The sequence below is a fragment of the Paenibacillus sp. 4624 genome (genome assembly GCF_050435065.1).
GTDB classification, from domain to species: domain Bacteria; phylum Bacillota; class Bacilli; order Paenibacillales; family Paenibacillaceae; genus Paenibacillus; species Paenibacillus amylolyticus_D.
Window position 1 is genome coordinate 77174 of record NZ_JBNDJR010000005.1, and the last position, 25994, is coordinate 103167.

Genomic DNA, 25994 nt, shown 5'->3' on the forward strand with positions numbered 1-25994 from the left:
ATAAGGGCTGCCAGCGGCAGCTTTTTGCTGTTTTAAGCCTACATATCATGATTTTCTAATCGGGTTCTATTTCTTGTATTATATTTTAAATTTTATATGTGAATACTTTTAGAGAATGTACTCTAATTTTGATATGGAAGGATGATTTAGTTGATCGATCATCTTAATATTTTGGTTCGAAGTATATCTGCTTTTCTACTCTTACTCCTCATTACGAGAATGCTTGGCAAACAGACATTATCTAATATGAACTTTCATGATTTCGTCACCGCTGTAATTATGGGAGCGATTGCTGCAAATTTAGCATTTAATGAAAAAATGGAGGTGATACATCTCTTAATTTCGCTTGTTGTTTTCACCGGGACTTCTTATTTATTGTCTAAATGGAATTTAAAGAGTAGAAAAATGCGTTTGCTAGCGGAAGGTTCACCGACGGTATTAATAGAGGGTGGCAAAGTTCTTGAGGATAATTTAGCCAAGAATAAAATGACGCTGGATTCTCTTAACCAAGCACTTAGACAAAAAGAGGTTTTTGATATCAATGAAGTCGAATACGCTTTACTTGAGGTCAACGGTCAAATTTCAGTCATGAAAAAAAAGCAATTCAGAACGATAACAATGCAAGATATAAATCAAAAAAAAGATACAAAAGAACGTTTACCCATTGAAATGATTATGGATGGCCAGTTGTTGAAAGAAAATATAAATCTAAATGATGTATCTGAGGATCAGTTATTGAAACAACTCAAGTCTAATGAAAAACAGGTTAGCGATGTTTTTTATGCTGTTATAGGGAGCAATGGCAAACTATATATCGACTATTATAAAGATCAATTACAACATCCAGTTGACGTAGAGTAGATAGTTTAACCAGAAATATAATAACCATTTTAATAATGATTTTAATTAGAAAATGATACGCTTTGAAATCGTCTCTTTGGCAAAATGAAAAATGCTCGTATAATAGAGTCTAATGTATCATTAGAGCTAGAACTCAGATCGATTAGATGCCGAGAGGATGTTATTGAAGATGAATTATACCTTTTCCAACCGGATTGCATCTTTGCAACCATCAATTATTCGTGAAATTTTAAAAGCTTCTTCAGGTCAAAATGTAATTCCATTCTCAGCGGGCAACCCTGCGCCAGAAACGTTTCCGATTGAAGCGATTCGTACATTCACCCAGTCGATTCTTGAAGAAGACCCGATTACCGCGTTGCAATATGGCATCACGGAAGGATATGTACCGCTTCGCGAGGCGCTCCAGCAACACCTCGAGCAGAATTTCAACACAGGTAAGCCGTCCGACCAACTCTTTATCGTGTCCGGGGCCCAACAAGGGATTGAGCTTGCGTGTAAAGTGCTGTGTAATGAAGGCGATACGATTATCTGTGAAAGTCCCAGCTTTATCGGTTCACTGAATTCCTTCCGTGCTTCCGGTGCGAAGCTGGCAGGGGTTCCGATGGAGATGGACGGTATGGACGTTGATAAACTTGAGCATGCACTGCAAACCGAGGCGAATGTAAAGATGATCTATGTCATTCCTAGTTTCCAAAATCCTACAGGCGTAACCACCAGTCTGGAGAAGCGCCAAGCGATCTATGCACTGGCTAAGAAGTACGGTGTTATGATTCTGGAGGATAATCCATACGGAGAGCTTCGATTTAATGGTGAGGACGTACCGACGATTAAGTCCATGGACGAAGATGGCTTGGTCATCTATGTCGGGTCATTCTCCAAAATTTTGTCGGCCGGACTGCGAGTTGGCTTTGTACAGGCTCCGCATGAAGTCGTGGAGAAGATGGTTGTAGCCAAGCAGGGGGAAGACGTACATACAGCGATGCTTCCGCAGATTCTGGCTCATCGTTTTATGACGGAGTATGATTATGCCGGGCATATCAGTCACATTCGCGAAGTTTACCTCCGAAAGGCGACACTGATGATGGACAAACTGCAAGAGCATCTAGGCGATGCTGTGAGCTACACTCGTCCAGATGGCGGACTATTCCTATGGTGCGATCTGCCTGCTCATGTACCGATGGTGGATTATGCGAAAACAGCGGCCGCGCAAGGTGTAGCCGTAGTACCAGGAAATGCCTTCCTCGTGAATGAGCAAGACCCTTGCAATGCGATTCGACTTAATTTCTCAACACCATCCGATGAACAAATTGCTAAAGGTGTCGAGATTCTTGGACAAGTGTTAAGGAACTCGTTTTCGTAAAACCATTGAATGATCATACAAAAAGCCGCCCTCGGGCGGCTTTTTGTGTGATCATTTTAGCCAGTAATTATCGTTGACAGAAATGATTTGGATATATATATTGTATTTACCGACTATATAGTCGGTAAATACAATAAGAGATGGGTGTGTATCATGGAAAGGAATTATGGCCTTCAACCGCCGATACCATCAAGTTTAAAATCCGCAGCATGCCTCGTACTTATTTTGATTATTTGGCAGGGCGGTACTTTATTATGGTTCAATCTACTGAATACTCTGATTCCTGCTACTCGTTCTGGATTACCCCAATTGATCACACTATATTTGTCTTTTTCTTTCCTGATTCTCGGCGTCTACATGATCACCAGGTATTTCTTTAAAATCCCTTTTAGAACATTTTTTTCTTGAAGGTAGAAGGCCTGATTTCCGCAAGTTTGCTATTTATTTTGCATGGTACTTCACTGCGCTTATCCTGTATTTACTTGTCGATATCGCTCTGCATCCTCAAGCTTTTGCGTTTAATTTCGATCCCCTTCCGTGGTTAGGTGTACTCATCGTTACTGCTCCTTTGATTTTGTTTCAAAGTGCTGCTGAAGAGATTTTGTTTAGAGGTTATATGTACCGTATGTTCAGATCATTAAGAGGCGGTGCATTCTGGTCTATCTTTGTCACTCCCTGATCTTTGCTCTGCTCCATGGGTTTAACCCCGAAATGCTGCATTACGGGATTTTTGGACCCCTGTATTATATGCTGGCAGCGCTCTTTTTGGGAATCGTAGCTTACCATACGAATGGTCTGGCTGCTCCCATCGGTATTCATTTTGCCACGAACATGTTTAATACATCCATCTGGGGATATGGAACGTCGACTTTGGAAAACATGGGTCTGCAAAATATTGTATACCGCCACACATTAGATATGCCATTTGCATTGTTTGGGATTTTTGTTATCGTTATCTCATATGGTGCTTTTCAATTTTTCAAGCATAAAATGAACCGTTCATAAGGTTTCGGGAGGAAACTCATGACCAGAAGAAGATTGCCAGCAGAGGAAGCTAAAACGATTATTTTAAACCATGCCAAACTGTTATTTATTGAAAAAGGTTATGATCGAGCTACTATGGATGACTTGTGTGCATTGACACAGATGAGCAAAGGAAACCTATACCATCACTTTAAAAATAAAGAGGTACTATTTCTCCAACTGCTTACTCAGCATACCGAACAAATGTCTCAAAAATGGCTTCGTTTGATGGAGCAATCTTCGTCTCCCAGCGAACAGTTACTTGAAATGGCTGATTTATTCGGAAGAGACTGTGAAAGTCCATTAATCCAGGCACTTGAAGAGTATTCTAGAACACTTTCTAGCGAATCCGAGTCATTGACTACATTAAAGGAAATCACAGAAGTAGCTTATGCTGCAATTAGGCAGGTGTTGCAGACGGGGATTAATCAAGGCATTTTTATTAATGAAGACATCGAAACATTGAGCTTTGGGGTCATGTCAACCTTGGCTGGAGCAACTCAACTCTGCTTAACTAAGCCAAATCTAAGCGGGGATGAATATGCGGCTCTGCATGTCAAAGCGGTTAACTTGCTTCTAAAAGGAATTGCTACAGGCTGACCAGAGAGTCGTCTCTTTTCGGTTGTTTGTAGGATACAAACATTCCACTGTCGAGACGACTCTTTTTCTATATTTTTGTAGATAACCAACAAGAAACGATATCGGTAATTCTCCGTTATTATGACATTACATAACCAGCCTCGCCTTTCAATTATCCACCAGCGCACTCAACTCCGCTCGAAATACGTTCTGACCCTTTTGGTTAAAAGTACTGAGCAAGACCGTCACCGTGCCATTCCCAGTTCGTCTCGGACGAAGTTCGGTGACTTCAGCCATAACGCGAAGTTCATCCCCTGGATAGACAGGTTTCAAAAATTGAATGTGGTTCATACCTGTTCCAGCGATAATATGCTCACCATACACGCCAACATCGATCCACAGCCGGAACGTGACGTTCAGGGTCTGCATGCCGGATGCAATCAGACCTCCGAAGCGTCCTTTTTTCGCTTTGTCCTCATCCAGATGCATATATTGCGGGTCGTAAAGTTCGGCAAAACGAAGGATGTCCTCCTTCGTTAAGAGAACCGACCCGGTTTCATAACGCTGTCCTATTTTAAAATCGCTGAATTTCATGTCTGACCACTCCGATTTCATTGGATTTCCTTAGCCTATATTAACATGCTTATAGTCAATTTCACTAACCGTTGAGATCTGCGAATTTGGATGTTTGGTCCTATTTTAGATAGAATATGAGAAACGGGGAAGTACATTCAGGCATAAGCATAGAAACATGAGACAGATGTGTATGGAAAAAAGAGGAGGCAAATGGCATGGGCGTACCTACTTTTCTGGAAACAGGTCACATGGCCGACGGTTTTCCCATTCGGTTAATTTATACAGGAGCAGAATTCAATTATGCCGCACATTGGCATGATGAAGTTGAACTTGTCGTTGTGAATGGAAATCATGCGCGAATTGGTGTAAATGAGCAAATGTTCGAACTGAACCAAGGAGATATGATTCTGATCAAGCCGGGGGATGTGCATTATTTTATGCCAGGCACCGGACGGCTGACGATTCTGTTGTTTCGGCTTGAATTGTTAACCGGGAGCTTCACGAGTGAAGCGGAGATGCAGGAGCTGGGGACACTTTTTAATCAAACGTCCATCATTCCGTGCAGCAGTCAGTTCAACCCCAGTCCTTATATTGATGCAATTGCAACGGAGATAAAAAATCAGAAACCCGGTTACCGCTGGCTTATGGTATCTCGGTTATATGATCTGATCGTCCTGCTACTGCGTACTGCGCCACCGGCTCCACATAAGGATACGCCATCATGCTGGCCTTGTGTGTCTTCCAAGAAGTTCGAGTTTCTCGAATCCGTATGCGAGTATCTGGAAGAGCACTATGCCGAACCGATTAAGCTGGAACAGGTGGCGGAACATATGAAGTTCAGTAAATTCCATATCTGCAAACTATTCAAAGAAATCAAAGGGATCACGCTAATGGAATATTTAAATCATTTTCGCATTATTAAGTCGGAGTGGGCGCTTTTGTTTCGTCAGGAATCCATTTTGGAGATTGCGATCAGTCATGGATTCAACAATGTGAATTCTTATAATCGTCTGTTTAAAAAATATAATAACTGCACGCCGTCCGAATTTCGCAAACGTCATCGTTCCAATATCACAAAATATCAAGGATGATTGACAATATTTGTGGAGAAAGCTACCGCTCAAATTCTTATACTCAAATAAATTGTAAGCGTTTCCTTTTTAGGGAGGGTACTTTATGAAGAGATGGTTTAAGCGGTTAGTTGTACCAGTCACGCTGCTTGCAAGTTCAGTACTATTGCTCGCGGGTTGTCAGACAGGTGCATCAAATCCAGCGAAGCAACAGGAGATTACGGTCTGGAGTTTTACGGATGAAGCAGACTATGCCATTGAGAAATTCGAAGAGAAGTATCCAGATATCAAAGTGAATTTCGTTAATATTCCAGGCAACTTTTACCTGACCAAGCTCAAATCAGCACTTCAGACCAGTTCCAAAGCACCCGACGTGTTTATGATTGAGAATGGAAATATTCGGGAACTCATTGATGTACCCTATTTGGAAAACTTGTCAGCTGCACCATACAACGCAAACGAGTTAATTAAGGAGCAGTACCCTTTTGTGCAGGCTAATGAGCAGGATAGTGAGGGAAACGTCAGGGCTATTGGATATCAAGGGACGCCTGGTGGCATCTATTATCGCCGTGATCTGGCGAAAGAATATCTGGGTACCGACGATCCAGATAAAGTCAGCGCTCAGATTGATACATGGGAGAAGATTTTTGCTATCGGAGAAAAAGTGAAAGAACAAAGTGGCAACAAGGTACATGCACTTGCGAACTGGAATGGCATAGCCAATTCATATGATGGAATTCCTTGGGTGAAGGACGGGAAGCTGGTTATTGATCCAACTTATATGAAAGTGCTTGATCTGGTGCGTGAGGCACGGGAACGGCATGTACTTGCTGAGTACGAGGATGGAAGCGCAGGTTATGCAGCCTCGATGCAAAAAGGAGAAGTGATGTTCTACCCGGCAGCGACTTGGGGACTTCAGTTTACGTTTAAAGCCAATGCACCCGATACCGAAGGCTTATGGGGGCTGGCACACGGGCCTTCGTCCTTCAGTTCAGGAGGGACTTACATTGCGATGTATAACAAGAGTGACCAGAAGGATGCCGCCTGGAAATTCATTCAATTTTACAACTTTGACCATGAATTTTTGAAGGGGCTTGCCAAAGAGCAGGATTACTTTACGAGTAACATGGTCGTGAATGACCAGCTTGCGGAATCGCTCACCTCGGCCTATCTGGGTGGACAAAAACATTTTGAATTTTTCTCGGAGGCCGCCAAGAAGGTTCCGGTGTATGAGCGAACCAAATATGACGGCATTATCAACACGGATATCTATCGAAATCTGCTGCAGCTGTATCTGAACGGTGATATCCAGACCAAGGAGGACGTGGTCAAACGCATTAAGCGTGATGTACGCTTAAGGTTCCCGGAATTAGAGGTAGAGTAAGTTTACTACTCCAGAACCTACGAAGTTAACTAAGTGTTTACACAAACAACGTAGAGGACAGAAGAAAGCTGGAAAAGCGAAGCGGTTGCCTAAAAGCTTTCTGCAAGAAAGCTACTTCGAAAGCATTCGCTTATCACCGAATTTTCCCCTTTTAAAAAGGGAATCAGAAAATCCGGGGATAACAGCGATTGGAAGACTCTTCTGTCATCGAAGTGCTTGTGTAACCATCGTAGTTCGCTTTAGGTCAATTAATGATTGGGGGACAGCGTATGTTTGCCAAAACAATTCGCAAAGACCATTACGGGTACTACTTTATTGCTCCTTTTTTTATCGTGTTTGCCATTTTTGGGCTGTATCCGATTCTGTACTCGCTATATATCAGTTTCACGAACTTCGACGGAATCACCACGCCTGAGTTCGTCGGAATCGGTAACTATGTCGCCGTGCTTCAGGACCCGCTTTTCTACAAAACGTTATTTAATACGCTCTTTATATGGGGGGTGTCGGTAGTACCGCAATTGACGGTATCCCTCGTGCTGGCATTTATTTTAAACGATAAGCTGTTAAAGGGTCGGGATATTTTCCGGGCCGTATACTTTTTCCCCAACATCGTCACCGCGGCTTCGCTCGGTTTGCTTGTCAGTCTGATTTTTGATTGGCAGTCAGGCGGACTGAATCATTTCCTCATGCAGGTAGGTTTAATACAAGATCCGATCAATTGGAAAAATGACCCTTGGTTTATGCGATTAATTGTCTCATCGATCCTGTTCTTTCAATATTTCGGCTACTCGATGGTCATCTATCTGGCCGGTCTGCAGGGGATTGACCCGGCATTGCAGGAAGCCGCCCAGATTGATGGAGCCAAGAAAAAACATATCTTCATGCATATCATCGTGCCGATGCTTAAACCGATTATTTTATTCCAGATCATTACATCGATCATTGGCGGCATTCAGATTTTCGATCAGCCGTTTACCTTGACGAATGGTAATGGCGGTCCGGACCGCGCGGCAATGACCAGCATTATGTACCTCTATAATGTGGCGTTCCAGAGTACACGTTTTGGTTATGGAGCTGCCATTGCATTTTGTCTGTTCGTCATTATCATTCTGTTATCGGTTGCATCCTTCATCATGACCAAACGGAAGAGCCGTTCATAGGGAGGGAGAGATTGTATGCAAACTGCTAAGGTTGCCGCGCAGCGAGAGGCCGTAGTTCAGCATCATGCGCTTCGTCAGCGGCTGACATTGGGGAAAATCCTCATTTATCTGTTTCTGATCGCCCTCGCTGTCTTGTGTGTGATTCCGTTTTACCTGATGCTGATCTATTCTACACATAACAATGCGTCGATTGCTTCGAGTTTTACGTTTCTTCCGGGTACGTTTCTGATAGACAATTATGTGAATATGGCTTCTAAAATTAACATCTGGCGTGGCTTCGCCAACAGTTTTTTTATCGCTGGCAGCTCCACCGTACTGTCCCTGTATATCGGTGCTTTAACGGCCTACGGCTTTGCCAAGTTTAATTTTAAAGGCCGTACCGGATTGTTCTTGTTTCTGCTCGCCACGATGATGGTTCCGGGTCAACTGGCGCTAATTGGGGTATACCGGCTGTTCAGTACGCTTGGCCTGCTGGACAGTTATGCAGCGATTATTCTACCTGCGGCGGCGAATGCCTTTAACGTATTTTTCATCAAACAGTTTATGGAGAGCAGTATTCCCGATGAGATCATTGAATCATCCCGCGTGGACGGTGCGAATGAGTTCAGAACATTTAATCAGATTGTGCTGCCCATCCTTGGGCCAGCGATCTCGGCTCTGGGGATTTTCACCTTTATCGGGTCATGGAATAACTTCCTGACACCACTCGTACTCTTTTTCTCCCTTGATAAGTATCCGCTGCCTGTGTTGGTGGCTCTAGTTCAGGGCTACTACGGTATGGATTACGGATTGTTGTATCTGGGAGTAGCAATTTCCATTTTGCCGATTATTGTTGTGTTCGCCGTATTTTCCAAGCAGATTATCGGAAGTGTCGCTTTGGGTGCTGTTAAAGGATAGTTACATGAACAATCTTCACAGTGTAAGTTAATGTTAGTTTAGAAGAGAGTCGCTCGCGGAGCGGCTCTTTTCGTCGTTTCCACTGCATATTTCTGGTGAAGGAAGCAAATGATATCTTTTACTGAGAATACTTGGACTTATCGGTGGAAAGGGGGTGGAGCCCATGAGTCAAAACAGCCAAAATACAAATTCTAACTCAAGCACAAACTCAAACACGAATACGAACTCAAGTACAAATACCGAATCAAGCACAAATAATAATACAGACACCAATTCAAACTCAAGCACCGCAGAACAACAGGATTCGAAGCAAGATACAGATCAGTCAACCGAGCAAAATATGAAACAGGATACAAAAGAAGAACAGAAAGAACAAGAACAAGAACAAGAACAAGAACAAGAACAAGAACAAGAACAAGATCAGCAAGAAAAAGAAAAAGAAAACGGCGAAAAATCAACACAGAATACCGATCAAAACGCGGAGAAAAATACGGATCAGGATTCAAACGAGAACGAGAAGAAGAAAGAGAAGAAAGAGAAAAAAGGCAAGGATCAATCGGATCAAGAAGGACAATCGGATCAAGAACAAGAAGAAACGCGTCAGGACTTGCCCTTAACAGGGGATCTGGCCATTGATGAAGAGACATTGCGCGCCGTATTTACGGACTGTTCCGATGTGATTTTTCATTCATTCGAAACCGCGGGCTTCACCTCGGCATTATGTGTATATTGTGTGGGTTTATGTGATACTGAGCGGCTTGAGCGTCAGGTGTTAGCCCCTGTTCAGGAGATTGGTTTGGAGTCTGCACAGGTTCCTCTATCTTCCGTAAAAACCGTGGAAACGTCCAAACAGGCCGCAGAAGCGATATTGGAAGGAGAAGCGCTTCTACTTCTGGAAGGCTCCAATGTGGCAACAACGTATCCGCTCTATAAAGCCGCTAATCGTTCGACGGAGGAACCACTAGCTGAATCTACGGTTCGTGGTGCAAGGGATGGCTTCACCGAATCGCTCACAATGAATCTTTCTTTGGTTCGTAAACGGCTCAAAACACCTGCACTAAAATTCCGAACACGCACCGTTGGTGAAAGCTCCAATACCAGCATTGCACTTGCGTACGTGGAGGGTATTATAGATGCCTCTTTGGTGAAAGAGGTAGAGCAGCGACTTGATCGGTTAAGAGTCCGCGACATTCTGGAAAGTCAGTATATTGAAGAAGATATCATCGATCAGCGATTCTCACCTTTTCCTCAAATGATTGCTACTGAACGTCCGGACGTTGTGGCCTCCAATCTGATGGAAGGGCGGTTTGCGATACTGGTGGACGGAACACCGTTCACACTGGTGGCTCCTGTAACGCTGTTTTCGATGCTTCAGTCACCTGAAGATTATTATCAATATGTGTTTATGAGCGTATTTCTCCGCTGGCTGCGATACGTATTTTATGTTCTGTCACTGCTGCTGCCCTCGGCTTATGTCGCGATCACGACCTATCACCAAGAGATGATTCCTACAGTATTACTACTCAGTATCGCTAGAGCGAGAGAGGAAATTCCGTTTCCCGCACTTGTAGAGGCACTTATTATGGAAATTGCCTTTGAAGCACTCCGGGAAGCTGGTGTTCGCCTGCCCAAACAGGTAGGTTCCGCGGTCAGCATCGTCGGCGCGCTCATTATTGGACAGGCTGCAACCACGGCTGGCATCGTCTCCGCTCCGATGATTATCATCGTTGCGATCACAGGGATTGCATCCTTTATGATTCCACGCTACTCCGCTAGCATTTCGACACGATTGCTTCGTTTTCCCATTATGCTTTTGGCTGGAACGCTGGGTTTAATCGGGGTTATGTTGGGTATCATTTTGATCGTCATTCATTTGAGCAGTCTTCGCTCATTTGGGGCACCGTATCTGTCTCCAGTTGCACCGACGAATGCCAAAGGGTTGAAGGATTTGTGGTGGCGTCCAGCACCTTGGAACAAGCCACGATAGGAATTAAATTGCGCTTAATGATTTAGAAGAGGGGCGGGAAGAGTCATGTTAACTGACCAAGGAAGAATATCTGAGACACAGCTGGCTTTCATGATCTTCCCAGCTGTTATAGCCACTGCGATCTTGTCTGTACCTGGAATCACAATGCATTATGCCGGACATGATATGTGGTTATCTCCCATTATTGGGTCGGTTATAGGACTTGCAGCGATTGGTGTTTCACTTGGCCTTGCGCGGATGTATCCCGGAAAATCCCTCATTCAATCGAGTGTACTCGTAGCCGGTCTCATTCCAGGCAAGCTTGTGGGACTTATTTATATTTTGTTCATGCCTCATCTAACCGGGCTGATTATAAGGGAATATGGCGAGTTTATTGCTAATAATGCACTTCCACGCACACCGATGTTTGTAATCATGGGCACCATGATGCTCGTTTGTGCGATTAATGTCAGACTTGGTATTGAAGTGGTTGGCAGGACAGCACAGGTTTTTGTGACACTGGTCATGGCTATGCTGGGTCTTGTTTTTGTACTGCTCATTGGGGAATTGCATCCGTCTGAATTGTTTCCTTTTATGGAAAATGGGCCAATGCCTGCCGTCAAAGGAGCGCTCGCTCCTGCCGCCTGGTTTAGTGAATATATCGTGATTGCCTTTCTCCTGCCGTATGTAAATCGCCAAAAAAGAACCGCTCATGTGATGCTCGGATCTTTATTTACAACAACAATAGTAATGACTGTTATTAATGTGGTATGTCTCTTTTTAACTGGAGATTTGACAGACACGTTTGTTTTCCCGGTGATGATTGCTGCCCGGTACATTACGATTGCAGACTTTTTACAACACATTGAATCCCTTATTATTGCCGTGTGGATCTTTGGCATGTTTGTGAAGGTTTCCGTGTTCCTGTATATATCTGTTACGTCGACAGCGGAATGGTTTGGTCTGAAGGATTACAAACCGCTAGTGAGCCCGCTCTCCCTTCTCTGTATGATTTTTTCGTTTTGGGTAGCTTCCAGCAGTTCCGGGTTATCCAGTTTGGTGAGTCCTTCAGCCAATTTGTATACGATCGCCGTTTTGCTGGTTCTTCCGGGGTTGACTTACGGGATAGCTTGGGTGAAAAAGGGGTGGGCTTATGTGCGAAAAAAACGTACGGATGCCTAAACCCATCAAAAAAAGAATGATCCCAGTATGCAAGGCGTGGCTTCTTGTTTGTGTATGCTGCACATTACTCACGGGATGCTGGGATCGGATTGAGATTAATGATCTCGCCATTGTGCTGGCAACCGGAGTGGATTACAAAAATGATCAGATCGAACTGACATCACAGATATTTATTCCCCGCAAAGCCGGGGGAGGAGACAGTACGGGCAGTGGAGGCAGCCCAAGCGGGGTAACACTAACTCGATCGGCTGAAGGCCATACCATTGCAGAGGCTCTGAATCGCTTGCAACGGAAAGTGCCGAGAAATATGTTCTGGGGACACTGCGAAGTAATTGTGATTAGCGAAGACGCAGGAAAAAAAGGCATACGCGAATTCATTGATTTTTTCCTTCGATACCCCCAGATCAGGGAACATGCTTACGTGTTTTCGACACCTGACCCTGCCAAAAACATTCTTGCCTTGCTGGACCCATTGGAACGAAGCTCTGCCGAATCCTTGCGTGAGATGGCCAATATGAAACTGGGTACACGGATAACCGTTTTGGAACTCGCTCAATCGATCGAAGGCCCTAACCAATCTGTCATTTTGTCCCGTATGTTGACTCTTCCACCTGACGAGGGGCAGGATAAATTAACAACGACACCATATATCAAAGGACTAAGTCTATATAAGGGCGATACGTTTAATCGGAGTGTACAGGAGCCGTTAACCGTCGGCATTTTAATGCTCGCTAATGAATTAAACAACATTATCATGCCTGTAAATGTAGAGCCGGAGAGAGGTTCTTTTTCGATCCAGCCGCTAGAAGTGAAGACGATTTTGAAGCCGAATATTTCAGGTTCTCAGTGGAGTATGCAGGTGGATGTGCAGACACGGGGAGAAGTCTTGCTAAATACAACAGATGGGAATCTTACAGATCCTGCTGTACTGAAAAAGCTGGAGGAAACCTGGGCATCTCAACTGAAAGAAATGGCAGAATCGGCACTCCGGTTATCCCAGCGAGAGATGCGAACGGATCTGTTTAAGTTCGCGGTGGAGTTTCGCAGATATTATCCGAAACAGTGGAAGGAGCAGGAGAAGAGATGGGAGCAGATCTACTCCGAGCTGGATGTAGATCTCCAGATACATGCGCAGGTTGTACGTACAGGTAAATCTGCCGGGCCTCAGGGAATCCCGGATGAGCAGGGGAGATGAGCGTTTAACCGTGGCAGTAACAGCATTGCTCATAGGGATACAAGATATGATAGACAGAAGGTGATAAGTCATGAAGATTGCTTCAATGCTAGGTATTCTGTTGTTAGCTGGAACGATCATCTATGTGGAATGGAAACGTAGCGAAGAAAAAAAAGTCCGGATGATCACAGCAGGAATCAGCGCTGTCAGTGCGGTTATTGGCACGATCCTGTTATTTGATCCCCGGTTGCCGGGACCGGGTTTGATCATTAAGCTGCTGTTTGGCAGTATAGATAAGGTCATGAAATGAAAAGAGGATTTACGGATTGAATCCATAAGATTAGAACAAACATAAGTTAGAGAAGCACATATAAGAGCATCAGTAAAAATGAGTACACAAAAAAGCACGCTCCTTGACTGACTGCACAAGGAACGTGCTTTTTCTTGCTTCTTTTGAAGCAGATCCTTAAGTTCAATATAGCTATAAGAAGATGGCTTTATTATTCCTTGATTACTGATGCTTGCACAGCAGATTGCATATCTGCGCTGTACGTGCGGAATAAGCCGAGTCGCCAGAAGGCTGCACCCTTCAGATCGTATCGCTTGGCAAGTCCAAGTTTGTCCCCGACAGATGCAGGTGTCTCACTATTGATACTGATGCCAAGCAAAAGCTTTTCTTTGGGCACTCCTGCCTTGAGTGCAAGTACAATAGCCTGATTAACCAGGCTGTTCGGCTCTGCAACTTGGGCTTTGGTTCCTGCAGGATTATATTGGTAAGCCATAATGATAAGGTCATCTGCCAGCGTAGCCAGTGTTTTGTAATCATACCCTTTGTATGCGCTATTGAGCGGAGGAATAGCCAGAGAGAGGGCAATCTCTTGAGGCAGCGATTCCCTCAGTTGTTTCACGTACTGATTCAGCAATTGTTGTTGCTCTACAGCGTCCAGCTTGAAGCCGAGTCCTTCAAAATCAAGCACAACTCCACCAAAACCATACTCCTGAATGGCTGCTTGAATGCCTTCGATAGACTTTTGCCTTAAACTGCTGTCACTCAGAACTTTAGTTAGCTCGCCATTTCCATCCAGGGCATACACCATCAAACTGGGCTGGATTTGTTGACTGGCCGCGTCAGCCACAATGGATTTAGGGGTTACTTCACCAGCGGCAGCAGGAACCTGATATTCTTTCCCTTCCAGCGTAAACGTACCATCCCGGTCAATGCGGCTCCAGCCAAAAGCAACCGAGTTCATAGAAGGTAACAGATCTATCTCGTGGTAGGCTTTTACGGCATAGAAGGCTCGGAGATGCATTTCACGTTGCGGTGAAGTCATAGAAACTGTTCGTGTCGTCTGATCCCAGCCTGTGCGGACGCCGAACTGGCTGCTGAAGGAACTTAGAGGAATGAGGACACGGCCTTCGTGTTGCAAAGGTGGAGCAGCAAGGTTCACTTTAGTGCCATTTACAGTGGCGGTCTTCCTGCCCACCTGAAGTACGACTTTCGTCGTTTTCCCTTTGGATGTATTCACCGCAGTTACGGTCTGTGTTTTGTTGTTCCAGTTAATATCGATGCCGAGAGCTTCTCCGACTGTACGGAAAGGCACATAGGTTACCCCTTTATCAATTCGAGGTGCTGCATCGAACGTTAAGGGCGCATGATCCAATTGAACAGAAATCGCAGGGGCTGCTTGGAGTTTATGGGATTGAGTTGCAGGTATACTGCCTATCATGGATATTACCATGACGGCTGCCACAGCGATTTTTCCAGTACGTTGCATGAACATAAAAAGGTGTACCTCCAGGCGTTGTGGTTTTTGAATAAGTCTACCAAACTAATGAAATTCGGCAAATCTATCATAACAAAATTTTCATATTGTTCCAATACGAGAAAACATAGAGTCTGCATAACACAAGCTTAGTGGAAAGTATAGTGGAGTATATGGTGTTAAAGGAGTGTGACTCTTTGCCGAACTCTACAGGGTTCATCTACAATCCGGCTTCAGGCCCGACACAGTCTACGCAGATTATCGTTACTTGCATTAACGACTCACTTAATGCTCCTGTTAATGTTGAACTGGAAGTTTTCAGATGGGACACGGCACAACAAGCACGTGTTCCTATTGGTCATGATTTAGTTGAAATTTTGCCGCAAGCCACAAGGACCTTCATTTATCCGTTGATTAATGCTGCTTTTTTTGAAGTGCAAAGTGATTTTTTCAGTGCAACGAGTACCATTATTCATGTCTATGGCGTTGATTCTACGGGTCAGATTATACAGCGCGTCCTTCAATCTGAAATGACGTTAATTGACCGATTTACTAATATCCCTTAGAAAAAGAGGTGATAAGAATGGCCGTTGTGAATATTACCGGGGCTTTAGGAGGGAACCAGTTCGAACCTTCCATTGCGGTTAACACATTGAATCCCAATATTATGTGTGTCGTTGCTGTCGATACAAGCACGGGGCCGACGCTTACGGGGTTTTATCGCTCCATCGATGGTGGAACGACCTGGTCCACAACCGTACTTACACAACCCGCAGGCTATTCAGGGGCGGAAGCACCGACCATCGACTATACGTTTCCGAGCACGTTTATCGTCACAGTACATTTATTTAACGGAATCAATGACGGAACGATTGTAAGTTATACTTCCTTTGATGATGGGGCTACGTTTCAGCCTCCAGTCATTGTGCAACTGGGATTTGGAACCATCGTGCATAATGATGAACCTTTCATTGCTGTAGATCGCTCTCCTGGCAGTCCATATCGAGGCCATGCGTATGTAGGTTATACACCGCTTGCAACAACTTCTTCTGCTATTTTTACTCAAAGATCTGTTGATCAAGGACTCTCGTGGGAACCGCCAGATCGACAATCGAGTCCTCGTGGAATTCATGACCGGGCAGCTTTGGCCGTTGGTTTCTCCGGCGAAGTCTATGCAGGTTATATCATTACAGGCCCAGCCAGCCCTTCGGCATTGCTACGCATATCGTATGATGGCGGAATCAATTATCAACCGCCTATAGAACGGCAGTCAACGTTTATTTCTTCCGTTGTGCCATCGCCATCGCCTCTGCCTGTGCCCAACTATAATTTTCGAGTGCAAACCAATCTCAGTTTGGCAGCTGACATATCCATTGGACCGAACAGCGGCACCGTGTATGCTGTATGGAATGACGCTCGCGCGGGGTATACCGATGTTTTGCTATGTGAATCTCCAGATGGGCTGCTTTGGTCAGATCCGATAAGCATTACTAGCGCACCGCCAGGTACGCAGAACTTTTTTCCGGCCATCACCGTTTCTCCATTCGCGGGAACGATTCGGGTAATCTATTACAGCAATCGAATTGACGGGTTTCTACTGGACGTATTCGTTGCAGAGTCCTTTGATGGCGGAGCAAGCTTCAGTAATCGCCGCCTAACAACGACCTCATTTAATCCGAATGGTGTCTCTCCAGTGCCAACCGTTCTAATCGGCGACTATATTACAGCAGCTACATATGCTCCGGATAATCTGGCTGCCGTGTGGATGGCAACTACACCCCCGACTGGCAAGCTGGATGTTTATTTCGGAAATTAATCTTATGTATAATCGTCCCATACCTGTTTTCTACAATGCATATGCAGATTACAGGGATGGGGCGTTAGGCATTACATACGAGACCGTAATCGAAAACATTAATCAGAAACGATAAATCCGTCGAAGCTTTCGGGACCTACCCGGACTGTGCCAAGTAGATTGGTGCTGATAAAAGCAGTATACGTTATTTGTGGAGTTACAGGCGGGTTATAGTCATTTGCAGAAAACATGATGACCTCGGGCACAAGCAATCCGTTCAAACCAAACGTGTGATTCGCTGAATATATGAGAGGATCCGTTGCAACCGTACCACGTACAATTGTGATTCGGACTTGGAAAAGAGCGAGTGGAAGCTGAACTGTAATCGTTCCTTTCAGAGAAACTCTGGGATTAGGGCCTGCCCCTGCAGTCAGTAACCCGATCTGTGCAAATAATGTAGGGGTATTAATGACGGGAATAGGAATGGCAATGGAATTAAATGTAGCTGCATTCAACGATACCCTTGCATCAAGTAGTTGGGTCATATGATATTCCTCCTTCGCATTCAGATAGAATACTATATTCAATGAGGTCACATTCGCATGGACGAGCGCTTAGGACTAGCCAAATTAGGAAAGTTACATGGACTATTAAAGCGCTTTTGAACGTATGTTTTGACACATCAAGAACGAAATGAGAAAATACGTTTCTATGATATAAAGTAAAAATAAATAATTTGAAGTTGGAGGCATAACGAGATGAACCAGCGTTTTAAAATAACGAGATCGATGCAGGAAAACAATTCGGAACAACATATTTCTGTGGAGGAATGCAAAGCATATTTTGCTACCAAGCCGGAGTTTACCTACTCCACAGTGCTTAATATCGTCGGGGCGGAGAGTACGATGACCATTGAAGGTGACTTTTTTATGTGGGAACATGAAGGACAACAATACCCATTCCGATTGTATATGGGGGAGTTGTACGTTGCTATTTCGAACGAAGCCATCGTTCCGGTTATGATGGAAGCGGCGTCGCAACTGCATGCGGATATTGTAGAGGGATAGTTGTCTAGTGCTCCGAGGCAGTATGAAGAGGCAAGCCAAAAGAGAAGTACACCTGTATTTCGACAAAATAATTAGCAGTAAACATCATACTTGATTGGTTAAATGAGACTAAAATACCATGTTATTTACATTTAATAAATTGTAAAATGTGGATATCTCATTTCACAGGAGGATGATCTGATTGAAAAGGTTAAGACCACTGCTAATTATTTTGATGAGTACGATCTTTGCTTTTACTTTACCTGGAATTGGGCAGAGTACGACCGCTTCTGCTGCCACTGCGCGGACACCTATTGTCTTTGTTCATGGATTGACAGGGTCGGACAGCAATTTTGCTTTAATTGAGAGATACCTACGGGGTGAAGGATGGTCAAGTGATGAATTATTTGCCATGGATCTCCCGAGCAAAGCAGGGAATCAGCTGTTGAACTCTGCGGCGATCAGCCGATTTGTGGACGATGTGCTTCGCCAAACGGGGCATTCTAAAGTTCATATCGTTGCACATAGCATGGGCGGAGCTAACAGCCTGTACTACATATTGAACCGCGGAGGCAGAGATAAGGTGGATAAATTGATTACGCTGGGCGGGGCGAATCGGTTGACAACGAACAGCGCACCAAGCGGCATTAGAGTTACCTCAATCTATTCAACCAGCGACACCATTGTTTCGCCTCTTTTATCCAGACTGGACGGGGCAAACAATATTTCCGTTAATCTGGTATCTCATATCGGATTGCTCTATAACTCAAGGGTAAATGCATTGATTAAGGCCGCACTCATCGAATAGGGTGGTTTAAGAACTTATATACTCATCATATATTAGCGCTTATAACAAGACTGACCACTTCTGGTCAGTCGTTTTTTTCAAGACTAAGGTGGTGCTCACAACCCCATAAGTTGAAAGATCGAAAACAATCCAAGGATAGAACAAGGCAGCGTCATCACTGTGTTGTGTTTTTTGCGTTTGCCTGCATTTCAGGGTGCTGTAGATGCTTTTCAATCCATACTTAACCTTCTAAGCATGATAAGATAGTATATTAGTATGAATAAAACGGCTTGTGTTCGAGGAAGGCGGGATGGGATGTATCATGTAGCGATATGTGACGACAACGAGCAACAGCGAGAACTGGTGAGGCATATGTTGACAGTGTTCTCGCTCAAAACCAATATCGAGTTTCATATCACGATGTTCAGTTCAGGAGAACAACTTCTGGCTCATTATAAAGATCAGAGAGAGACGTTTCACCTGCTCATTCTGGACGTAGAGATGGGTGGGTTGAATGGTATACAGACAGCACAGGAAATTAGAAAACTCAAGATCATGGATGTGCAAATCATGTTTTTGACCAGTTATCCGGAGTATATGGTTCAGAGTTTCGATGTCATGACGTTCCAATATTTGATCAAGCCGATTCAAGAGGCTGTACTGGAAGAGAAGCTGATCAAACTGCATCAATATTTTCAAGCTATGGATAAAAAGTATCTGGTGATTAAATCAGATTACGATGATTTGATGTTGAAATATGAAGATATTTTATGGATTGAGGTGATCAAAAGCCTCACGGTTAAAAACAAGCTAAAGGTGATTACTCGTGATAACTCTTATGAAACCAAAGGTATTCTATCGGCTTATGCTACAACGCTGACAGAGCACGGTTTTATGCAAATTCACCGATCTGTGCTTATTAATCTAATGCATGTACACAAGTTCACGGGGGCACAAGTCACGATGCTGGATGGAACCTCTTTACCTATAGGTCGTTCCAAAATCAAAGAAGTCAAGGATACGTATACCAAATACATGATCATGAGGGTTCAGTAAAATGATTATTTTGCAACTGGTACCCGTCTTTGTTATGACCCTGCTCATGACGTTTCAAGCCAATTATTATTTTGATGCTGTGCTGGGCAAATCCAGACGTAAACCCCGCAGAACGATCTATTTTGTTGTGTTTATCCTGCTCGATTTCTTTTATTTGGCTACGCGTTTACCTTCTTTTCTTTCGACTTCGCTTGCATTGATCTTTATCTTTACTCTGGCACAATCCTACCGGGTAGAATTAAAACTGAAGATTATGTTTACGGTTATGTATGCAGCACTGCTAACAACAGTGAACATCATTTCAGTGTATATTCTGAGTGTGATTGATGGAATTGACTATCTGAAAGAGGCTCTCTATGGACCAGAAGCTCTATGGTTGTTCACCAAAGTGATGCTGTTAGGATGCAGCATTATGTTTGTTGTGATCCCCATTGTTCATCTCATTGCCAAACGCAGGAGCTTCAGAGTGCATCATCGGTCTTATCTTTTATTTTTGATCGTAACTGCGATTACGGTGTACCAGATCAATGTCATTTCAATATATAGCGAAAAAAATATTTTTTATATTTTTTCGGTGCTAGGCTCCCTTTTTCTCAATGTATTTATTGTATATGTGTTTGATAATATCGTGGAGAAGGCGCATCTCGCTCATGAGAATGAACAATTGCAGCGGCAGATGGATTACCAGGATGCCAACTACGAAAAGACCGTGCACAGTTTCAAAAGCATTAAAAGTATTATCCACGATATCCATCAGCAGTTTCTATATATCGAAGAGTGTGTGAAACGTAACGAACTTGCGGCAGCAACAGAGCATATGCATGTTACTATGAACACCATTGAGCATGCTTACCAACGTGTGAATAGCGGTAATCTGGTCATTGATGCTCTGGTTACGAATACGCTGACCGTCGGGCAGGCGAACGGCATTCGAATCGATACGCGCATCAATCTCCATTCTCAGCATATAGGCATTGAACGGTATGATTTGTGTGTGGTGCTCGGAAATATCCTGGATAATGCAGTTGAAGCATCCAAGAAAGTACGCGTCGCCGAGGATCGTTATATCGTAGTATCTATTTATTCCACAGCTTCTGCTCTGGTAATCCAGATTATGAATCATACAGCCCAACCGGCAACGGATCTCAACAGTGACAAAACGGATTCAGAATTTCATGGTTTTGGCCTGACCAATATATCCAGAATATGCAATAAATATGGAGGGCACATGACCATTGAGCAAGCACAAGGGTCTTTTAACAATATGGTCGTTCTTCCGTACAACAAAAACAACGTCTGAACTGTCGTTCAGGGGTTGTTTTTTTCCATTCGGGGTTCTTTTCCGCTGGCTATGCCTTTGCCGGATATGATGAATTCATTCAAGTATATCGATCTGAAGGAGGAAGTATGGAATGAAAAGGATAATTACGGTTTTGTGTGCGTTTATGCTTATTATCATGCCTGTAACTGGAGTCAAGGCTGAGGCGACTGAAAAGCAGGCGATTCAAGCGAAAGCTAAACAAATCGCTGACATGCTGGTTCAGAATTACGGCGTCACAAGTCTGCAATATGCGATTATGGAAAATGGGGAAATGATTTTATCGGACGGCGCTGGATTTCATGATAAGGCGAACCAGAAAGCCGTGGACAAAGACACCATGTACGGTATAGGCTCCGTAAGCAAAATGGTAGTCACTACTGCGGTCATGATGTTGGTCGATTCTGGTGAAGTTGACCTGGATCAGCCACTTACCACGTATATTACCGATTTCAAAATGGCAGATCCCCGCTATAAGGAAATCACACCGCGTATGTTAATGAATCATTCATCCGGCTTATATGGTTCGCAGTACGGAAACAGCATACTGTTTAATGATAACGATACACGTAATCATGATGAACTGCTGATCAAACTTCAGGCCGAACGTCTCAAGTCTAAACCCGGGGAATACTCGGTCTATTGCAATGATGGCTTTCAATTGCTCGAGATTTTAGTTGAGCGCGTGAGTGAACTAAGTTACAGCAAATATGTGGAACAGTTTATAAGTAAGCCGTTGCAGCTCGATTCTACGAAGACACCACTGGATTCTTTCGACAGAGGAAAATTAGCTGCAACCTATTGGCCAACATTTAAACCGAAGATGCCTGTTGAAAATGCGAATATCATCGGAACGGGTGGCATTTATTCAACGGCTGAGGAGTTAACACAATTTGCGGAGTTGCTGATGGGCAATCGCCCGGATCTTCTATCGGAGGCTTCTGTTAAAGCGATGCAAAGTCCAGAATATCGCAAAGGTATCTGGGTATCTGACGAAATCAATTCGTTCAACTTTGGACTCGGCTGGGATGCTGTAGAACTTGCTCCATTCAGTGAGTATGGCATTAAAGCACTGACCAAGGGTGGCGATACGATCATGTATCACGCTTCATTAATTACGATTCCAGAGCACGACATATCCATGGCTGTGTTATCCTCAGGTGGATCTTCTGTTTTTGACCAGATGTTTGCCTCTAAAGTGTTGCTGGAAGTACTGAAGGAACAGGGCATCATTGATAACATCAAACCGGATCGTACCTTCTCTGCGCCAGTTCAGACCGAGATGCCTGCTGAGCTGCAAGATTACTCCGGTTTGTATGGAACCGTTGGTGCAACAACGGAAATCGATATTAAGAATGGAGCATTCACATTACCAGCTATGCTGGGCGGACTAATTGCTGAACAAAAGTATGTGTATACAGGTGACGGGTATTTTACCAGCAAGGACGGAAGTGTGAAAGTAAGCTTTGTGAAAGAAAGCAACGCCAAGACCTATGTGAAAGTTCAAGGATATCTTAGCTTGCCAGGACTTGGACAGATGGGGATGAACACGTACGATTACCAAAAGCTGGAGCCTAACAAGCTGGATGCAGTTACCCAAGAGAAGTGGGTTGCACGGAACGGTTTGAACTATTTTGCGCTGGACGAAAAAATTACATCGCTCTTCTACCTGGTTCCATCACAGCTCATTAAAAACTTCAAGGTCAACACAGAGCACGGTTATGTGAATGGGACGCAAATTAAAGATGTGAACCATACCGTTAATGTTGCAGAGATCCCGATTATGAATGGCCGAGATGCTTTTGACCTGGAATTAATGAAGAAAAAGGATGCAGAAATTTTAACCCAGAACGGACAGCAGTACATTTCGGAAAAGGCGATTCGTCCTATTTTTAGTGGGAAATCAGGAATTGCGACCATTCCAGCAAATGGTCAAGCGCGCTGGTATGCGATTGACGGGAAATCTGCTGAAAAGACGATAACGGTGGATTCTCCTGAGCAAGGTGGTTACGCGGTTTATAATGATCAAGGTCAGGTGCTACAGTTCTCTATCGCGACTGGCGAACAGACAACCAAACTTCCGAAAAAAGGATTTATTGTATTTGGGGGTAAAGCCGGGGATGTCTTCCAGATTCGTTTAAAATAAAAAAACGATTTGAGTACAATATTCATTACAAAGGGCTGCCGTAAGGCGGCTTTTTGTATATTTGAATTTTCTTCATTCAGAATGGTACATTTTGGATGAGTGCTACGTTATATAAGTGATGGCATACATCTACTTTCGTCAGGAGGAATAACGACCATGGAATTAAAAACTAAACATTCTACTTCTGTAACTCACAAGACACGTAAACTGAAACCCGTTATCGCTGGACTGACCGCTGGAGTACTCATGCTACAATGCGCTGTCGCGGCTTTACCTTCCCAAGTTTATGCTGAGCAAGCAGATATCTCCGCACGTAATTGGTATGCCGGACAAAACCTGCATTTACCTGAATTGAAACCTTCTTGGACGGCTAAGGTCGATAATTATCTGAACATGAACGAATCATTTATAGCGAGTAACGCTGTTGCAGAAGATGGGAAAATATTTACGTTTAGAGATTCAAAACTAATCGCGCTGGATGCAAAGACAGGCAAGGTATTATGGACTTATGGCAGTAAATTAACGCCAACGATAGCTTATCTGGATGGTGTTCTCTACGGACTTAGTGGTAGTCACAAGCCTTATGCTTTGAATGCCAAAACGGGCAAAGTGAAGTGGCAGTCCGACATAGCGGTTGCTAGCGATACTGATCCTTATACCAAAGCTGTCATCCCGACCCCCAATATGTTATACGTTATTTACGGTAGTCAAACCTATGCATTCAATATGAAGTCAGGTAAACTTCAGTGGAAAGCTAATGAATCGGCTGGAGAAGGGAATGGAACAGAGTATTTGGTAGAATCCGGGGGCGTTGTCCTTCGAAGTTTCATGGTGCAGGGTGCTCTGACCTCTATTCAGCTTAACGCTTATGATCAGAAAACAGGCAAGAAACTATGGGGCAAATTCGGTCAGGGAGATGCCATTCAGATCAAAAACGGACTTGTCTATTCGGTGGATTATCATTCACCCATGCTAGAGGATGATGAGTCCTCACCCGTTCGAAAATGGACGATCAACGTATATAACTTGAAGACAGGAGCGTTAAAAGGAAGTCAAGAATACAGCTGGAATCTGTCTGGACAAGCCCCATATGTAAATGGTCGTGGAGGAATTATGGCCTTCGAAGGCAAGCTGTATATGGAACAGGACGGCAAAATTGCAGAGTATGCGCTTGATCAATATAAGTCTGGAGATGCCCCATTACGCACATTCTTGAAACCTTATGGCGAAAATATGGAAATGCTTGGTGTCGCACAGCAGCGTTTGATATTCAGAAATCCTGCCAATGGAGAACTTGCTGCAGTTAAGCTGGCTAATGGACAGAATGTTTCATGGAACGGGGATGCTCCTGTTTCGCAGATTGATATATATGGAAAAGGGTTGTACCGGGCACAACGCAATGGCACAATGGTGGCGATTAATATGGTCACAGGCCAACCCGTTTTTCGTGTGAAAACGGGGGGAGATATGTATAATCAAACGCTAAAAACGGGAGATACGATCATTATACATTCGGAAGGTAAAATCGCAGGAGTTAGGTTACCTGCATCTTTAAAGTAAGTTTTAACGCGCCTGATTTGACTTCGAGTTTACTCTAAGGTGTAGACTGATTATGGAAGTCCCAACAGGGATTAATACGATAAGCAGCTATAAGTGAGAGTATGAAGGAGCTGAATCAAATGAATATGAACAAAGAGACAAGAACAGTGCAACAGAATATACATTCAGGTTTTGACAAGAGCAGTACAGCGGATGAGGTATTACGCGGACTGGATCTATCAGGGCAGCTTGCCGTAGTGACAGGCGGATATTCCGGTCTGGGACTGGAAACGACACGTGCATTGGTGCGAGCGGGAGCAAATGTTGTTGTGACTGCGCGCAGACCAGAAGTTGCGCGTGAAGCTTTGGCAGATCTTGAGAACGTGGAAGTGGACGAGCTTGATTTGGCTGACTTGTCCAGTGTTGCTGCATTTGCGGAACGTTTTCTGGCAAGCGCACGCAGCATCGATATGTTAATCTTGAACGCAGGTATTATGGCCTGCCCAGAGACCCGTATTGGTGAGGGCTGGGAAGCACAGTTTGCTACGAACCATCTGGGACATTTCGCGCTAACCAATCAATTGTGGCCTGCGCTGGTCAGTGAAGGTGGAGCCCGTGTCGTTTCGCTTTCCTCCGCAGGGCATCATTTCTCACCCATCCGCTGGCATGATATTCATTTTGAACAGGGATACGAGAAGTTCCCGGCATACGGTCAGTCCAAAACAGCGATCAGCTTGTTCACGGTAGAACTCGATAGACTTGGCAAGCAGCATGGAGTTCGTGCATTTGCTGTACATCCGGGCGGAATCATGACTCCCTTACAGCGTCATATGCCCAAAGATGAGATGGTTGCTCTCGGTTGGATTGATGAATCCGGCAACGTGGCTAATCCGGGGTTCAAATCACCGGAGCAGGGTGCAGCAACCCAGGTATGGGCCGCAACTGCTCCCAAGCTTGAAGGCATGGGTGGTGTGTACTGTGAAGATTGCAATATCAGTGAGATGGCTCCCGAAGATGGCGGTTTTTACGGTGTGAAGCCGTACGCCATTGATGCTGAGCAGGCGGAGCGCTTATGGGCGTTATCTGCTGAATTGACGAAGACGGACATTCCGGCTAACGGACGGGAATGAAGCGGACTTCTATTCAGAAGCTAGAGAATGTTAAGAATATGTGGTAGAATGTTCAAGCGCTGCGGTTTATAAATCCGCAGCGCTATTATTTTTTATGCCTGACGATCTAATAAATGTTGTTCATTTATAATTTAACGTGTACTTGAGTACCTATTCAGCAAATAGGGGAATATCATTATAGT

The 25994-nt window shown here is 44.2% G+C and carries 23 protein-coding genes and 1 pseudogene; 21 read left to right on the forward strand and 3 right to left on the reverse strand.

The annotated features are described in order from the left end of the window. Nucleotides 1-171: 171 nt before the first annotated feature. From ABIE27_RS13170 to ABIE27_RS13185, 4 genes and pseudogenes are all read left to right on the forward strand, one after another. Nucleotides 172-861: a DUF421 domain-containing protein gene (locus tag ABIE27_RS13170; protein ID WP_429350821.1), complete on the forward strand. Its 690-nt coding sequence runs from the start codon at nucleotides 172-174 to the stop codon at nucleotides 859-861. Nucleotides 862-1030: 169 nt separating this feature from the next. Beyond that, nucleotides 1031-2221, forward strand: a complete 1191-nt coding sequence (locus tag ABIE27_RS13175) for a PLP-dependent aminotransferase family protein (protein ID WP_429350671.1) — start codon at nucleotides 1031-1033, stop codon at nucleotides 2219-2221. Nucleotides 2222-2822: 601 nt separating this feature from the next. Beyond that, nucleotides 2823-3226 (forward strand): annotated as a pseudogene (locus ABIE27_RS13180) (CPBP family intramembrane glutamic endopeptidase). Between the two features lie 18 nt (nucleotides 3227-3244). Continuing rightward, on the forward strand, nucleotides 3245-3844 hold the full coding sequence (locus ABIE27_RS13185) for a TetR/AcrR family transcriptional regulator (RefSeq protein WP_123063567.1): 600 nt from the start codon (nucleotides 3245-3247) through the stop codon (nucleotides 3842-3844). 147 nt (nucleotides 3845-3991) lie between these two features. On the opposite strand, the gene ABIE27_RS13190 is transcribed toward ABIE27_RS13185, so the two are convergent. After that, on the reverse strand, nucleotides 3992-4417 hold the full coding sequence (locus ABIE27_RS13190) for a MaoC family dehydratase (RefSeq protein ID WP_123063566.1): 426 nt from the start codon (nucleotides 4415-4417) through the stop codon (nucleotides 3992-3994). A gap of 197 nt (nucleotides 4418-4614) precedes the next feature. Between ABIE27_RS13190 and ABIE27_RS13195 the strand changes: the two genes are divergently transcribed. The 8 genes from ABIE27_RS13195 to ABIE27_RS13230 all read left to right on the forward strand — a co-directional run bounded on the left by ABIE27_RS13195 (nucleotide 4615) and on the right by ABIE27_RS13230 (nucleotide 13542). After that, nucleotides 4615-5490: an AraC family transcriptional regulator gene (locus ABIE27_RS13195; protein WP_123063565.1), complete on the forward strand. Its 876-nt coding sequence runs from the start codon at nucleotides 4615-4617 to the stop codon at nucleotides 5488-5490. An 85-nt stretch (nucleotides 5491-5575) separates the two neighbouring features. Further along, nucleotides 5576-6853 carry an ABC transporter substrate-binding protein gene (locus tag ABIE27_RS13200; RefSeq protein ID WP_429350672.1) on the forward strand — a complete coding sequence of 426 codons (1278 nt, stop codon included), beginning with the start codon at nucleotides 5576-5578 and terminating at the stop codon, nucleotides 6851-6853. A gap of 269 nt (nucleotides 6854-7122) precedes the next feature. Next, the gene (locus ABIE27_RS13205; RefSeq protein WP_123063563.1) at nucleotides 7123-8013 is read left to right on the forward strand and encodes a carbohydrate ABC transporter permease; all 891 of its coding nucleotides are present in this window, start codon (nucleotides 7123-7125) and stop codon (nucleotides 8011-8013) included. A 15-nt stretch (nucleotides 8014-8028) separates the two neighbouring features. Beyond that, nucleotides 8029-8910, forward strand: coding sequence for a carbohydrate ABC transporter permease (locus tag ABIE27_RS13210; RefSeq protein ID WP_123063562.1), 882 nt, complete (start codon nucleotides 8029-8031; stop codon nucleotides 8908-8910). A 163-nt stretch (nucleotides 8911-9073) separates the two neighbouring features. Next, entirely contained in the window at nucleotides 9074-10897 is a 1824-nt protein-coding gene (locus tag ABIE27_RS13215; RefSeq protein WP_429350673.1) for a spore germination protein, read from the forward strand. 45 nt (nucleotides 10898-10942) lie between these two features. Next, nucleotides 10943-12058 (forward strand): GerAB/ArcD/ProY family transporter, encoded by a 1116-nt coding sequence (locus ABIE27_RS13220; RefSeq protein WP_123063561.1) that lies wholly within the window; start codon nucleotides 10943-10945, stop codon nucleotides 12056-12058. Then, nucleotides 12051-13253 (forward strand): Ger(x)C family spore germination protein, encoded by a 1203-nt coding sequence (locus tag ABIE27_RS13225; RefSeq protein WP_161556878.1) that lies wholly within the window; start codon nucleotides 12051-12053, stop codon nucleotides 13251-13253. Before ABIE27_RS13220 ends, ABIE27_RS13225 begins: the two co-directional genes overlap by 8 nt. A gap of 70 nt (nucleotides 13254-13323) precedes the next feature. Beyond that, a complete protein-coding gene (locus ABIE27_RS13230; RefSeq protein WP_123063559.1) occupies nucleotides 13324-13542 on the forward strand; it encodes a hypothetical protein in 219 nt (72 codons plus the stop codon). Between the two features lie 190 nt (nucleotides 13543-13732). Here ABIE27_RS13230 and ABIE27_RS13235 read toward each other — a convergent pair whose 3' ends face one another. Then, the gene (locus tag ABIE27_RS13235) at nucleotides 13733-15013 is read right to left on the reverse strand and encodes a stalk domain-containing protein (RefSeq protein ID WP_123063558.1); all 1281 of its coding nucleotides are present in this window, start codon (nucleotides 15011-15013) and stop codon (nucleotides 13733-13735) included. A 179-nt stretch (nucleotides 15014-15192) separates the two neighbouring features. On the opposite strand from ABIE27_RS13235, the gene ABIE27_RS13240 reads away from it, so the two are divergent. Further along, on the forward strand, nucleotides 15193-15561 hold the full coding sequence (locus ABIE27_RS13240) for a hypothetical protein (protein ID WP_123063557.1): 369 nt from the start codon (nucleotides 15193-15195) through the stop codon (nucleotides 15559-15561). Nucleotides 15562-15578: 17 nt separating this feature from the next. Then, nucleotides 15579-16811 (forward strand): exo-alpha-sialidase, encoded by a 1233-nt coding sequence (locus ABIE27_RS13245; RefSeq protein ID WP_123063556.1) that lies wholly within the window; start codon nucleotides 15579-15581, stop codon nucleotides 16809-16811. Nucleotides 16812-16909: 98 nt separating this feature from the next. Here the strand turns inward: ABIE27_RS13245 and ABIE27_RS13250 are convergent, their stop codons facing one another. Continuing rightward, on the reverse strand, nucleotides 16910-17335 hold the full coding sequence (locus tag ABIE27_RS13250; RefSeq protein WP_123063555.1) for a hypothetical protein: 426 nt from the start codon (nucleotides 17333-17335) through the stop codon (nucleotides 16910-16912). Nucleotides 17336-17548: 213 nt separating this feature from the next. Here ABIE27_RS13250 and ABIE27_RS13255 point away from each other — a divergent pair, with 213 nt between their 5' ends. The 7 genes from ABIE27_RS13255 to ABIE27_RS13285 all read left to right on the forward strand — a co-directional run bounded on the left by ABIE27_RS13255 (nucleotide 17549) and on the right by ABIE27_RS13285 (nucleotide 25812). Continuing rightward, entirely contained in the window at nucleotides 17549-17857 is a 309-nt protein-coding gene (locus ABIE27_RS13255) for a hypothetical protein (protein WP_123063554.1), read from the forward strand. Nucleotides 17858-18071: 214 nt separating this feature from the next. Then, on the forward strand, nucleotides 18072-18644 hold the full coding sequence (locus ABIE27_RS13260) for an esterase/lipase family protein (protein WP_429350822.1): 573 nt from the start codon (nucleotides 18072-18074) through the stop codon (nucleotides 18642-18644). 294 nt (nucleotides 18645-18938) lie between these two features. Further along, on the forward strand, nucleotides 18939-19679 hold the full coding sequence (locus tag ABIE27_RS13265) for a LytR/AlgR family response regulator transcription factor (protein WP_123063552.1): 741 nt from the start codon (nucleotides 18939-18941) through the stop codon (nucleotides 19677-19679). 1 nt (nucleotide 19680) lies between these two features. Beyond that, complete coding sequence (locus ABIE27_RS13270) at nucleotides 19681-20979, forward strand: sensor histidine kinase (RefSeq protein ID WP_123063551.1); 1299 nt, start codon at nucleotides 19681-19683, stop codon at nucleotides 20977-20979. A gap of 112 nt (nucleotides 20980-21091) precedes the next feature. After that, nucleotides 21092-23143, forward strand: coding sequence for a serine hydrolase domain-containing protein (locus tag ABIE27_RS13275; protein WP_123063550.1), 2052 nt, complete (start codon nucleotides 21092-21094; stop codon nucleotides 23141-23143). Nucleotides 23144-23299: 156 nt separating this feature from the next. Next, nucleotides 23300-24703, forward strand: coding sequence for a PQQ-binding-like beta-propeller repeat protein (locus ABIE27_RS13280; RefSeq protein WP_123063549.1), 1404 nt, complete (start codon nucleotides 23300-23302; stop codon nucleotides 24701-24703). A 119-nt stretch (nucleotides 24704-24822) separates the two neighbouring features. Then, a complete protein-coding gene (locus ABIE27_RS13285) occupies nucleotides 24823-25812 on the forward strand; it encodes an SDR family NAD(P)-dependent oxidoreductase (protein ID WP_205127917.1) in 990 nt (329 codons plus the stop codon). Nucleotides 25813-25994 lie beyond the last annotated feature (182 nt).

Coding starts and splice junctions, on each gene's coding strand:
- ABIE27_RS13175 (WP_429350671.1), top strand. CDS start 1,031: ATGAATTATACCTTTTCCAACCGGATTGCATCTTTGCAACCATCAATT.
- ABIE27_RS13185 (WP_123063567.1), top strand. CDS start 3,245: ATGACCAGAAGAAGATTGCCAGCAGAGGAAGCTAAAACGATTATTTTA.
- ABIE27_RS13190 (WP_123063566.1), bottom strand. CDS start 4,417: ATGAAATTCAGCGATTTTAAAATAGGACAGCGTTATGAAACCGGGTCG.
- ABIE27_RS13195 (WP_123063565.1), top strand. CDS start 4,615: ATGGGCGTACCTACTTTTCTGGAAACAGGTCACATGGCCGACGGTTTT.
- ABIE27_RS13200 (WP_429350672.1), top strand. CDS start 5,576: ATGAAGAGATGGTTTAAGCGGTTAGTTGTACCAGTCACGCTGCTTGCA.
- ABIE27_RS13205 (WP_123063563.1), top strand. CDS start 7,123: ATGTTTGCCAAAACAATTCGCAAAGACCATTACGGGTACTACTTTATT.
- ABIE27_RS13210 (WP_123063562.1), top strand. CDS start 8,029: ATGCAAACTGCTAAGGTTGCCGCGCAGCGAGAGGCCGTAGTTCAGCAT.
- ABIE27_RS13215 (WP_429350673.1), top strand. CDS start 9,074: ATGAGTCAAAACAGCCAAAATACAAATTCTAACTCAAGCACAAACTCA.
- ABIE27_RS13220 (WP_123063561.1), top strand. CDS start 10,943: ATGTTAACTGACCAAGGAAGAATATCTGAGACACAGCTGGCTTTCATG.
- ABIE27_RS13225 (WP_161556878.1), top strand. CDS start 12,051: ATGCCTAAACCCATCAAAAAAAGAATGATCCCAGTATGCAAGGCGTGG.
- ABIE27_RS13230 (WP_123063559.1), top strand. CDS start 13,324: ATGAAGATTGCTTCAATGCTAGGTATTCTGTTGTTAGCTGGAACGATC.
- ABIE27_RS13235 (WP_123063558.1), bottom strand. CDS start 15,013: ATGTTCATGCAACGTACTGGAAAAATCGCTGTGGCAGCCGTCATGGTA.
- ABIE27_RS13245 (WP_123063556.1), top strand. CDS start 15,579: ATGGCCGTTGTGAATATTACCGGGGCTTTAGGAGGGAACCAGTTCGAA.
- ABIE27_RS13250 (WP_123063555.1), bottom strand. CDS start 17,335: ATGACCCAACTACTTGATGCAAGGGTATCGTTGAATGCAGCTACATTT.
- ABIE27_RS13255 (WP_123063554.1), top strand. CDS start 17,549: ATGAACCAGCGTTTTAAAATAACGAGATCGATGCAGGAAAACAATTCG.
- ABIE27_RS13260 (WP_429350822.1), top strand. CDS start 18,072: ATGAGTACGATCTTTGCTTTTACTTTACCTGGAATTGGGCAGAGTACG.
- ABIE27_RS13265 (WP_123063552.1), top strand. CDS start 18,939: ATGTATCATGTAGCGATATGTGACGACAACGAGCAACAGCGAGAACTG.
- ABIE27_RS13270 (WP_123063551.1), top strand. CDS start 19,681: ATGATTATTTTGCAACTGGTACCCGTCTTTGTTATGACCCTGCTCATG.
- ABIE27_RS13275 (WP_123063550.1), top strand. CDS start 21,092: ATGAAAAGGATAATTACGGTTTTGTGTGCGTTTATGCTTATTATCATG.
- ABIE27_RS13280 (WP_123063549.1), top strand. CDS start 23,300: ATGGAATTAAAAACTAAACATTCTACTTCTGTAACTCACAAGACACGT.
- ABIE27_RS13285 (WP_205127917.1), top strand. CDS start 24,823: ATGAATATGAACAAAGAGACAAGAACAGTGCAACAGAATATACATTCA.